Origin of the sequence: Castellaniella denitrificans (assembly GCF_042653765.1) — a bacterium.
Taxonomy (GTDB): Bacteria; Pseudomonadota; Gammaproteobacteria; order Burkholderiales; family Burkholderiaceae_B; genus Castellaniella; species Castellaniella denitrificans.
In genome coordinates, this window is the sequence record NZ_JBHSEZ010000028.1 from 524380 (window position 1) to 535888 (window position 11509).

General features: G+C 67.8%; 10 protein-coding genes. 6 read left to right on the plus strand and 4 right to left on the minus strand.

Annotated features, from left to right (window positions below; translation table 11 throughout):
* Positions 1-222 (minus strand): sulfur carrier protein ThiS, encoded by a 222-nt coding sequence (thiS, locus tag ACFO27_RS14525; protein WP_376817963.1) that lies wholly within the window; start codon positions 220-222, stop codon positions 1-3.
* Positions 219-1286, minus strand: coding sequence for an FAD-dependent oxidoreductase (locus tag ACFO27_RS14530; RefSeq protein ID WP_376818071.1), 1068 nt, complete (start codon positions 1284-1286; stop codon positions 219-221). Before ACFO27_RS14530 ends, thiS begins: the two co-directional genes overlap by 4 nt.
* A 72-nt stretch (positions 1287-1358) precedes the next feature.
* Between ACFO27_RS14530 and ACFO27_RS14535 the strand changes: the two genes are divergently transcribed.
* Genes ACFO27_RS14535 through ACFO27_RS14545 form a run of 3 tightly spaced genes read left to right on the plus strand, consistent with a single transcriptional unit; the run spans position 1359 to position 4886 of the window.
* Positions 1359-2189, plus strand: a complete 831-nt coding sequence (locus tag ACFO27_RS14535; RefSeq protein WP_376817964.1) for an IclR family transcriptional regulator — start codon at positions 1359-1361, stop codon at positions 2187-2189.
* The gene (locus tag ACFO27_RS14540; protein ID WP_376817965.1) at positions 2186-3178 is read left to right on the plus strand and encodes an AAA family ATPase; all 993 of its coding nucleotides are present in this window, start codon (positions 2186-2188) and stop codon (positions 3176-3178) included. The genes ACFO27_RS14535 and ACFO27_RS14540 overlap by 4 nt, the downstream gene beginning before the upstream one ends.
* Positions 3165-4886, plus strand: coding sequence for a cobaltochelatase CobT-related protein (locus ACFO27_RS14545; protein WP_376817966.1), 1722 nt, complete (start codon positions 3165-3167; stop codon positions 4884-4886). The genes ACFO27_RS14540 and ACFO27_RS14545 overlap by 14 nt, the downstream gene beginning before the upstream one ends.
* On the opposite strand, the gene pta is transcribed toward ACFO27_RS14545, so the two are convergent.
* Together pta and xsc are read right to left on the minus strand one after the other, a co-directional pair.
* Positions 4887-5855 carry a phosphate acetyltransferase gene (gene pta, locus ACFO27_RS14550; RefSeq protein WP_376817967.1) on the minus strand — a complete coding sequence of 323 codons (969 nt, stop codon included), beginning with the start codon at positions 5853-5855 and terminating at the stop codon, positions 4887-4889.
* A gap of 22 nt (positions 5856-5877) precedes the next feature.
* Positions 5878-7674 carry a sulfoacetaldehyde acetyltransferase gene (gene xsc / locus ACFO27_RS14555; protein WP_376817968.1) on the minus strand — a complete coding sequence of 599 codons (1797 nt, stop codon included), beginning with the start codon at positions 7672-7674 and terminating at the stop codon, positions 5878-5880.
* Between the two features lie 314 nt (positions 7675-7988).
* On the opposite strand from xsc, the gene ACFO27_RS14560 reads away from it, so the two are divergent.
* The 3 genes from ACFO27_RS14560 (at position 7989) to ACFO27_RS14570 (ending at position 11494) form a co-directional block, all read left to right on the plus strand.
* The gene (locus ACFO27_RS14560; RefSeq protein ID WP_376817969.1) at positions 7989-8381 is read left to right on the plus strand and encodes a nuclear transport factor 2 family protein; all 393 of its coding nucleotides are present in this window, start codon (positions 7989-7991) and stop codon (positions 8379-8381) included.
* Positions 8382-8421: 40 nt separating this feature from the next.
* A complete protein-coding gene (locus tag ACFO27_RS14565) occupies positions 8422-9852 on the plus strand; it encodes an NAD(P)/FAD-dependent oxidoreductase (RefSeq protein ID WP_376817970.1) in 1431 nt (476 codons plus the stop codon).
* 196 nt (positions 9853-10048) lie between these two features.
* Positions 10049-11494, plus strand: coding sequence for an APC family permease (locus ACFO27_RS14570; protein ID WP_376817971.1), 1446 nt, complete (start codon positions 10049-10051; stop codon positions 11492-11494).
* Positions 11495-11509 lie beyond the last annotated feature (15 nt).

An 11509-nucleotide genomic window follows, 5' to 3' on the forward strand; every position in this document is an offset into this window, starting at 1 on the left:
TCAGCCTCCGACGATCGGGGTGAAGGTGGTGATGTGGTCTCCCGGCGCCAGCCGGACGTGCTCCCGGCGCGGGCGGGCGACGTGGCTGCCGTTGAGGGCGGTGGCGACCGGGGAGTGATCCGGCGCGCCGCCAGGCGCCAGCAGCGCCAGCGCCTGCTGCAGGGTCGTGCCGTCGGGGATGGCGCGGGACTCGCCGTTGAAATAGATCGGGATGGTGTTCATGCAGTGTGGCCTCCGGAAGCGGGGAAGGGGATGCCGGCCTGGCGGATGGCGCGCGCGGTCATCGCCGGCGCGATCATCCAGCCATGGCGGAACAGGCCGTTGATGCGGGTTAGGCCCGCCGCCTGTTCGATCAGGGGCAGGTTGTCGCGCAGCGCCGGACGCAGATTGGTTTCCATGCGCACGATGCGCGCCTCGGCCAGGCCGGGCAGCACGCTGTGCGCGGCCGCCAGCAGCTCGACGGTGGTGCGCAGCGACACGGGGGAGCGGTCCTCGCTCTCGATTTCGCTCGCGCCGATGACGAAGTGATGATCGCGGCGCGGCACGATGTAGACGCGATGGCGCGGATGCAGCAGGCGTACGGGCCGCGCCAGCCGGACGTCCGGGGCGCGCACCAGGAAGATTTCGCCGCGTACGCCGCGCACGTCCGCGCAGCCGGCGGCCGGGCCGCGAGCGGGCCGCTGGCCCAGGCCGCGCGCGTCGAACACGTGGTCGAAGACATGGCGCCGGCCGCCGGCCGCCAGGAACCCTTCGCCCGCCTGTTCCACCGACAGCCCCCAGCGCCAGTCGGCCGCCTGCGCGCCTTCATACAAGGCTTGCATGAGTTGCGGCGCATCGAGGGCGCCCTCGTGGGGCAGGAACCAGGCCAGGGCCGGACCGTGGATGTCCGGTTCCAGTTCGCCCAGGGCCGCGGCGGCCAGCGGTTGGGGCCGGTGGGCTTCGGGCGCCTTGCGCTCGATCAGGTCCACCAGGCGGCGCGCGGCTCCGCCGTCGCCGCGATGCGCCAGCAGCAGACTGCCGCGCCGGGCGAAATCGGGGGGGCCGGGCAGCGCCGCCACGATTTCCGCCCACATGTCGATCGAGTCCAGGCCGTCCTGGAAGACCTGAAGATCGGCGCACTCCAGCTCGGCGGATGGCGAGAGCATGCCCGCCGCCGTCCATCCGGCCGCGCCCCTGTCCAGCGGGCCGCCCGCCGGATCGAGGACGGTCACCCGATGGCCCGCGCGGGTCAGCCTCCAGGCCAGCAGCCGTCCGAGCACGCCCGCGCCGGCGATTCCGATATTCATCATTACCCTAGCTAAAAATCCTAAAATCGGTACAATAAGTTCCTGTTATTGAAATATAAGGCCTAGAACTCCATGCGTCCAGTCGAACTTGCCCCCTTGCCGACCAAACTGGATGGCGATACCCCCGCCATCCGCCTGTTCGCGCTCCTGGAAGTGATCGCGGAAAAGGACCAGTACTTCTCGTTGCAAAGCCTGGTGGAGGAACTGGGACTGCCCAAGCCCACGCTGCACCGCATGCTGCAGCAGCTCGACAGTGCCGGCATGATCCAGCGCGACGGGGATGGGCGCCATTACAGCACCGGCGTGCGCCTGCGGCGGATCGCGGAAAACCTGCTGCTGAACAACACCGTGCACGGCGCCCGCCGCAACGTGCTGCGCACCCTGGTGTCCGAGGTGGGTGAAAGCTGCAACATCACCAGTTGCGCCGGCAGCGAAGTCTTGTACCTGGATCGTGTCGAGACGCCGGCGCCGCTGCGTTTTTACCTGCATCCGGGCTCGCGGGTGCCCTTGCATTGCTCCGCCAGCGGCAAGCTGTTCCTGACGCAGATGTCGGCCTCGCAGCGCAAGCGCCTGCTGGTGCCCGGCACGCTCGAGAAGTACACGGAAAAGACGATCACCGATCCGCAGGCGCTGGAGGCCGAGCTGCGTAAAGTTTCCAAGGACGGCCATGCGAGGGACGACGAGGAATTCCTGCCCGGCCTGACCTGCATCGCCATGCTGGTGCCGATGCCGTCCGGCAAGTCCAACCTGGGGATCGCCATCCAGGCGCCGACGATCCGGTTCCAGGCGCAGCGCATCGAGTCCTGCCTGCCCGCGCTGCGTCGCGCCGCCCAGGCACTGGCGGACATCGAGGCCGACAGCTACCCCGAGCGCGCCGCGATCCGGCAACGGGCCGCCTCATGAAGCGGCTGGTGGACACGGACCTGGGCACGAAGCGCCTGTCCGTGCGCGACGGCTTCGGCCTGGACAGCGATCTCGAGGTCATGGCGTTCGCCGAACCCAGCGAGTACGTGCCCGAAGCCGATCCGAACTACCGCTTCGACCCGGATACGACCCTGGCGATCCTGGCCGGATTTTCGTGCAACCGCCGGGTCCTGATCCAGGGCATGCACGGCACGGGCAAATCCACGCATATCGAACAGGTCGCGGCCCGCCTGAACTGGCCCTGCATCCGGGTCAACCTGGACGGTCACATCAGCCGCCTGGACCTGGTCGGGCGCGACGCCATCGTGCTGCGCGAAGGCAGCCAGGTCACGGAATTCAAGGAAGGCATCCTGCCCTGGGCGCTGCAGCGGCCCATGGCGCTGGTGCTGGACGAATATGACGCCGGACGGCCGGAGGTCATGTTCGTCCTGCAGCGCATCCTGGAGCGCGACGGCCATTTCACGCTGCTGGACCAGAACCGGGTCATCGCGCCGCATTCCGGCTTTCGCCTGTTCGCCACCGCCAACAGCGTGGGGCTGGGCGACAGCAGCGGCCTGTACTACGGCGTCCAGCGCCTCAATCATGCGCAGCTGGACCGCTGGAACATCGTCGCCACCCTGAATTATCTCAGCCCCGAGGCCGAAATCGAGATCGTCGCGGTGCAGGTGCCGGAACTGAACCACCCCGAAGGCCGCCGCCTGATCGCCGCCATGGTCGAGGTCGCCGCGCTGACGCGCGCCGGCTTCCAGAGCGGCGACCTGTCCACGCTGATGTCGCCGCGCACCCTGATCTCCTGGGCGGAAAACCTGCGCATTTTCCAGTCGCCCGCCCGCGCCTTCCGCTACGCATTCCTGAACAAATGCGACGCCTCGGAGCAGGCCGCCGTGGCGGAATACTTCCAGCGCTGTTTCGGTACGGAGCTGGAGATGGCCGCCGCCGTCCCGCTCCCCGGGCATGACGACGCCTGACGTGCGCGACTGGGCCCGCCGCCACGCGCTGGAGGCCCGGACGGCCGCGACGATCCGGGCGCTGTCCCGGCAGCCGCGGGTGCACTTCGAGGCCGGCAGGCCCTGGAACGGCGACACCCTCCTGCCGGACGGCGCGCCCCACCTGCAGACGCAGCCGGGGCTGGACGATCCGCCGGCCTATCGGGCGCTGGCCGACGCGCTGGCTCTGCGCCTGCTGCGATCCGACGCGCGCCTGCACCAGGATCGGATTTCCTTGCTGGATCCGGTCGCCGCGCTGATCTTCGAGTGGCTGGAGCAATGGCGCGTGGAAGCCCTGGCGCCCGAACGCTGGCCGGGCATGCGGGACAATCTGCGCCGGCGCTTCGAGCAATGGCTGTTCCGGTTCCAGGGGTCCGGCCTGATCGAGACCCGGACGGGCCAGCACCTGTTCTGCCTCGCCCTGATGGCCCGCGGCCGGCTGTTCGACGAGCCGGTCCCGGAGCGCCTGGAAGACCTGATCGAATCCGCTCGCTACCGGATGGGGCCCCTGCTGGCCGGGCCGCTGGCGCGGCTGCGCCTGCTGCGCGAAGACCAGGCGGCTTACGCGCCCGTGGCGGCGGAGCTGGCGACGGCGCTGGCCCGATGGTTCCAGGACCTGGCCGGAAAGGAAAAGAAGCGCCCGCCGAAGCGGCACCTGGATTTTTCCGTGGCCCTGCTGCCGCCGGGAATCGACGAGGACGAAGCGGCCGGCCAGGCGGCGGGTGGTTCGCCAGCCGGGGAGGCGGCCGGTTCCGGCTATGCCGTCTGGACCCGGCGCCACGACCGGGTCGTCGAGGCCGCCAGCCTGGTGCGCCCGGCCTTGCTGCGGGATTACCGCCGCCGCCTCGACGAGGAAGTCGCCCGGCTGCCCTGGTCGCTGTCCCGCCTGGCGCAGGCCTTGCGGCGGATGCTGTTCAGGCCCCAGCCCTCGGGCCGCCTGTTCGGCCAGGACGAGGGCTGGATCGACGGCCGCCGCCTGGCGCAACTGATCGGCTCGCCCGATGATCACCGGGTGTTCTTTCGCGAGCGCGACGAGCCCGTCGCGCAGGCGCGGATCGCGCTGTTGCTGGACTGCTCGGGATCGATGCGGCACCACGGCCCGCGCCTGGCGCTGCTGATGGATCTGCTGGCGCGCGTGTTCGGCCGCGCCGACGTGCCTTTCGAGCTGCTGGGCTTCACCACCGGCGCCTGGAACGGCGGCCGGCCGGCCCGCGAATGGCAGGCCGCGCGTGGCCGCCCCGAGCATCCGGGCCGGCTCAACGAGCTGCAGCACGTGGTCTTCTGGTCGCAGGCCATGCCGCGCCGGCAGGGCCGGCTGGGCCTGACGGCCGCCATGAAGCCGGAACTGTTCCGCGAGGGCATCGACGGCGAGGCCGTGCAATGGGCGTGCGAACGCCTGCTGGCCCAGCGGGACGAGCGGCGCAGGATCCTGTGGGTCGTGTCCGATGGCGGCCCGATGGACAGCGCCACCGCCCTGGCCAATCCGCCCGGATTCCTCGATGCGCATTTGCGCCAGGTGGTGCGCCATTACACGCGCGAGCGCGGCGTCGAGATCCTGGCGGTGGGCGTGAACCAGGACTTGAGCGCCTATTACCCGCATTCGATCGGGCTGGACCTGGACGGCGGCGTGACCATGCAGGCGTTGCTGGCGCTGATCCGGACGCTCGCGCCGCGCCGCCGGCGTCCTTGATCAGTCCGTCCAGGCCGCCTGCACGGCGGTGACGGCGATCACCTGGTGGATGTCGTCCGCCGAACAGCCCCGGGACAAATCGTTGGCCGGCTTGTCCAGACCCTGCAGGATCGGCCCCAGGGCGGTGGCATGGCCCAGGCGCTCGACGAGCTTGTAGCCGATGTTCCCGGCGTCCAGGCTGGGAAAGACCAGCACGTTGGCCTGGCCCGCCACGGAGGACTGCGGCCATTTGCGCCGGGCGACTTCCGGCACGATCGCGGTATCGAGCTGCATTTCGCCGTCGATGAGCAGGTCCGGCGCCTGCCGCCGGGCCAGTGCCATGGCTTCGCGGATCTTGTCGATCTGCTGATGGGCGGCGCTGCCGTGGGTGGAAAACGAGAGCATGGCCACGCGCGGCTCGATCCCCAGCAGAGTCCGGGCGCTGCGCGCCGAGGCCAGGGCGATTTCGGCCAGTTCGCGGCTGTCGGGTTCGATCACCAGGCCGCAATCGGAAAAGACCATGGCATGCTCCCCGGTCGGAAAGGGCTCGTCGCGCATCATCATGAAGAAGCTGGATACGGTCCGCACGCCAGGCCGCTTGCCGATGACCTGGATGGCGGTGCGCACGACGTCCGCCGTGGTGTGGACGGCGCCGGCGACGGAGCCGTCGGCGTGCCCGAGCCGCACCATCAAGGCGGCGAAGACCAGCGGCTGGCGCACGGCCTCCCGGGCCTGTTCCGGCGTCATGCCGCGTGCGCGGCGCAGGGACAGCAGTTCCTCGGCGAACGCATCCAGCCAGCCGGAATCGGCGGGCCGGATGCCATGCACGCCCGGGACGTCCTCCGACGATCCCAGCAGAAGGACCTGGGCGATGCCGTCGGCGGCCGCCCGGCGGGCCGCAGCCTTCACCCGGGGGTCGTCCCCTTCGCACAGGACGATCCGCTTCGGGTCGCGCCGGGCGGCATCCAGCAGCATGTCCTGTGCGCGCATGGGCGTCTCCTCGGGGCCGGGATCAGGTGTAGTCGCGATACTTTTCCAGCAGCCGGACGGGCTTGGACAGCGCGTCGCGGCGGAACGGATCGCCCAGTTCCCGGGTGCACATGATTTCGATCACGGTGGTCTTGCGATCGTTCATCTGCGCGTCGATGGCCTTCTTCAGGGCCGGGCCCACGTCCTCGATGCGATCGACCACGACGCCCTCGGCGCCCATGGCCCGGGCGATGCCGGCGAAGCTTTCGCTTTCCAGTTCTCCCGCCACGAAGCGGCGGTTGTAGAAGTCCACCTGGTTCTTCTTTTCCGCGCCCCATTGGCGATTGTGGAAGACCACGGCGGTCACGGGGATGTCATGGCGCACGCAGGTCATGATTTCGCTCATGCTCATGCCCCAGGCTCCGTCGCCCGCGTAGGACACGGCCGGACGGTGCGGCGCCGCGACCTTGGCCCCGATGATGGTGGGGAAGGCGTAGCCGCAGTTGCCCCAGCTCATGGCGGCGAAGAAGCTGCGGGGCTTCTCGAAGCGCAGGTAGCTGTTGGCCACCGAGTTGATGTTGCCGATGTCGGTGGACACCATCACATCTTCCGGCATGGCCTTTTCCAGCTCGCGCAGCACCTGGCGCGGATGCAGCCAGTTGCCTTCTTCCTTGCTCTGTTCTTCGATCATGTCCAGGCTGAACGGATCGCGTTCGTGGGTCCAGTCCGTCAGTTCCTGTTCCCAGGCGTCCTTTTCCGCCTGGATGCGGGCGGCGCGCTCGGCCTTGTTGGCGTCGCAGGCCAGCTTCATGCCGTCGATGCGGCGGGAGATCTCGGCCGCGGAGGCCTTGGCGTCGCCGCAGACGCCCACGGTGATTTTCTTGACCAGGCCCAGCATCTTGCTGTCGGCGTCGACCTGGATGATCCTGGCGTTCTTGGGCCAGTAGTCCAGGCCATGCTGCGGCAGGGTGCCGAAAGGCCCCAGGCGGGTCCCCAGGGCCAGCACCACGTCGGCGTCGGCCAGCAGCTTCATGGCCGCCTTGGAGCCCTGGTAGCCCAGCGGGCCGCACCACAGCGGATGGCTGGCGGGGAAGGAGTCGTTGTGCAGGTAGCTGTTGACCACCGGCGCGCCCAGGCGCTCGGCCAGGGCCTTGCATTCCTCGACCGCGTCGCCCATGACCACGCCGCCGCCGGAAATGATGACGGGGAACTTGGCCTCGGCCAGCAGCCTGGCGGCCGCGTCCAGGCTCTGGGCGCCGCCCGGGCCGCGATCCAGCGGCTGGGGCAGGGGGATCTCGCATTTGATCTTGCCGTAGAAATAGTCGCGCGGGATGTTGAGCTGGGCCGGTCCCATTTCGTCCCGGGCGCGGGCGAAGCAGCGGGCGGTGTATTCGGCCATGCGGGCCGGATGGGTGACGTGGCCCTGGTACTTGGTGAATTCCTGGAACATCGGCAACTGCCTGGCTTCCTGGAAGCCGCCCAGGCCGATGCCGGTGGTGCCGGCCTCCGGAGTGACGATGACCACGGGCGTATGGGCCCAGTAGGCGGCGGCGATCGCGGTGACGCAGTTGCTGATGCCGGGACCGTTCTGGCCGATCACCACGCCCGTGCGGCCGCTGACGCGGGCGAAGCCGTCGGCCATGTGGGCGGCGCCCTGTTCGTGAACCACCGGAATCAGCTTGATTCCGGCCGGGGCGAAGATGTCCATGGCGTCCATGAACGCCGAGCCCATGATGCCGAAGATTTCGGTCACGCCATTGGCGACCATGGTCTCGACGAAGGCCTCGGACGGGGTCATTTCCTGGACGCCTTGAACGACTTGGCGGGTATCGTTTGCCATCGTGTGTCTCCTGATGCGGTATGCGGAGGGCTGTACTTGCCCAGTTATTCCGGATATCGAGATGATTTATTTCGATATCGTGTTATTCGAATTCTACAGAGCCTTTTGTGATTGTCAATCTGAATTTCTGAATCTGGAACCATCCGTCTCGAATGATCAGATGGAACATAGGATCCAGCCAGGCGATCTGGCGCCAGCGAAACGTAATCACTGGCCCTAGACCAGCCTGGGGCGTTCTCCTAATGTGTGAACATCACCGCGCATCTCCGACCCTCGGACCGGCGCCGCATCACATCAATCCACGAGGAGACTCCATGACACAGGATCAGTTGCTTTCCATGCTCCAGGCTTTCGGCGAGGCCTGGAACCGTCACGACATCGATGCCCTGATGGCGTGCATGCACGAGGCGTGCGTGTTCGAGGGCGTGGCGGGACCGCTAGCCTGCGGAGTGCGCCATGAAGGTCCGGCCGCCGTGCGCAAGGCCTTCGAGTCGGCCTGGCAGACCATTCCCGACGCCGCTTGGCGCAATGCCCGCTGCTGGATGTCGGGCGACCGGGGCGTGATGGAGTCGACGTTCACCGGCACGACCGCCGACGGTTCCCGGATCGAGGCCGACATGGTGGACCTGCTGACCTTCAAGGACGGCAAGATCCTGATCAAGAACGCCTTTCGCAAGCAGCGCCCCCTTTTGCCTGCACAAGCCTGAATCGCTCGCGCGGAGCTCCACCCCGTCCACAGGAGACACCATGGCCACTTTGACTTCAGCGCCGCCGGGCGCCCGCGCGCAGGCCGTCCCGCCCGCCGCCGCGCCGCGCGCTTCCAACCCCTACGATCCGCGCTACGACCCCCTGGTCTCGCCCGCGGGCCGCAATCAGCAATACGCGCCCACGTACTGGGTGGGCACGGCCGGGGATCCCCCGCCCGACGACGGCCCCGTCCTCCAGGACATGGACGCGGACGTGGTGGTGATCGGCTCGGGCTTCACCGGCCTGGTGACGGCGCTCAACCTGGCCGAGGAGCACGGCGTCATCCCGATCGTCCTGGAAGCCAACCAGGAAGCCTGGGGCTGCACCAGCCGCAATGGCGGCCAGGGGCAGAACGCCTCGGGCCGCCTGTACCGTACGCAATGGATCGAGCGCTGGGGCCTGGAAACCGCCAAGCGGCTGGATCGTGAAATCCACGATGGCTTCGAATACTGGAAGAGCCTGGTGGAGCGGTTCCCGTGCGACGCCCAGCCCGGCGGCCATCTGTACACGGCGCACCGTCCGAAGAAGATGGCGTTCCTGGAGAACCTGTGCCGTGTCATGCGCGAACAGTTCGGCTACGACACCAGGATGCTCAGCCGCGAGGAATTGTGGGAACGCTACGCCATGGACCGCGAAGCGGCCGGGGCGCTGTACGAGCCCGAAGGCGTCGGCATCCATCCGTTGAAGCTGGCCTTCGCCTACCTGCGGCGCCTGCGCGAACTGGGCATCAGGATCCATACCGGCAGCCCGGTCCTGGGCTGGGAAACCGTGGGCGGCGTCCACCACTTGCGCACCCCCGGAGGCATCGTGCGCGCGCGCCGCGTCGCCGTGGCGACGGGCGGCTACACGCCGCAGGGCCTGCATCCGCTGCTCGACAACAAGATCATGCCGATCCTGTCGAACTCGATGGTGACGCGCCCGCTGACGCGGCAGGAGCGGGAGGCGGCCGGCCTCAAGAGCACGACGTTCATCACGGACACGCGCACCTTGCGCTTCTACTACCGCCTGCTGCCGGACGGCTCGATGCAGATCGGCAGCCGCAGCGCGCTCACGGGCGCCGACGCGGAAAACCCCAGGCACCTGGACCTGCTCAAGCAAGGCCTGGCGCGCAAGTTTCCCGCCCTGAAGGATGTGCCGATCGCGTATTCCTGGTGGGGCTGGGTGGACGTCAGCCACGACATGATGCCGCGCATCACGCAGCCGGATCCAGGCCAGCGGATCTATTACGCCATCGGCTACGGCGGCAACGGGGTGTCGTTTTCCGCGCAGGCGGGCCGGCGCCTGGCCGAGCGCGTCGTCGGCAAGGCCGGCCCCCAATGGGATCTGCCGATCTACAACTCGCCGCTCAACGGTCACATGTTCGCGCCCTTCCGCCGGCTGGGGCAGGCGATGTTCTACAAGTATTACTACCTGAGGGACGAAGTGTTCTGACCGGACATCCTGGGCGCACACGCGCCGCACCGGACCAGGGTCGCCCGTGTGGGCGACCCTTTTTCATCGGATTTCCGTCTGGTCTCCACGATGGGCCGGCTGTGGCCCTACGCGCTTCTCCTCGAGTTCGATAAACTTATTTTTGATTCCAGTTATTGGAACGATAAAAACTAAAAAGCGATATTTGCAGGAGACCATGATGTCAGATCGAATCACCCTCGGAAAAACCTTCAAACCTCATTGGGTCTGGGCCATCGCCTTCGGTTCGGCCATCGGCTGGGGCAGCTTCGTGCTGCCGGTCGAATGGATGAACATGGCGGGGCCCATGGGGGTCGTCATCGGGCTCTGGATCGGCGGGCTGATCCTCAGCCTCGTCGGCCTGAGCACCGGTTTTCTGGTGAAAGCGTATCCGATCACCGGCGGCGCCTTCACCTACGCCTACCTGGCCTTCGGCCGCAAGCACGCTTTCCTGTGCGGATGGTTCCTGATCCTGGGCTACGCGGCCATCGTGGCGCTCAACGCCTCCGCTTTCGCCCTGATGATCAAGTTCCTGGTCCCGGACGTCGTCAAGGTGGGGCTGCTCTACAGCATCGCCGGGTGGGACGTGTATCTCATGGAGGTGCTGATCGCCAGCGCCGTCCTGGTGCTGTTCGCCTGGCTCAATATCCGGGGCGCGGACGCCACGGCACAGACGCAATTCTATTTCTGCGTCCTGCTGATCGCCGCCGCGACCGGAGTGACGGCCGCCATGTCGTTCGCGCCTGAAACGTCCTTCGGCAATCTGCTGCCGCTCTACAAGCCGGGCATTCCGTCCTGGTCCGCGATCGCGGCCATCGTCGCCATCTCTCCCTGGGCCTACGTCGGCTTCGATACCGTGCCCCAGGCCGCCGAGGAGTTCAATTTCTCGCCCGCGAAGGCGACCTTCCTGATCCTGGCGGCGCTGGTGGTGGCCGCTTCCCATTATTCGATCATGATCCTCGCGACCGGCCTGGCCATCCCGTGGCTGGACCTGGTGGATCTCCGCGAGATCTGGGGCACGGGATGGGCCGTCCAGCAGGTGCTGGGCACGGCGGGGCTGGCCGCCCTGGTGATCGCGCTCTGCATGGGAATTTTCACCGGCCTGATCGGCTTCTACATTTCGTGCAGCCGGCTGATGTTCGCCATGGGCCGCGCCAAGGCGCTCCCCGCCGTGTTCTGCCGCCTGCATGGCAAGCACGGCACGCCGTGGGCCAGCATCGTGTTCGTCTGCGCGATCTGCCTGCTGGCGCCGTGGTTCGGCCGTTCGGTGCTGCTTTGGATCGTGGACATGTCCGCCGTGGGGATCTCGATCGCCTTCATCTATTACTGCGCCGTGGCCTACCGGTTGTTCAAATGGACCGCGTCGCAGCGGGCGCCGGCTTTTTGCAAGGAAACCGCGCCGCTCAAGAAACTGGTCGCGCTGGCGGGCATGCTCTGCAGCATCGGCCTGCTGGGGCTGCTGCTCGTGCCGGGTTCGCCCGCCTTCCTGGAAACGCCCGCCTGGATCGCGCTGGGCTGCTGGGTACTGATCGGGCTGGGGTTCTATCTGACGCTGGCGCGCGAATACTGCAACACGCCGAAGGCGGAGATGGATCGCCTGATCCTCGGGCACGCCGCGGCCTGAACGTGAATGCGAAGA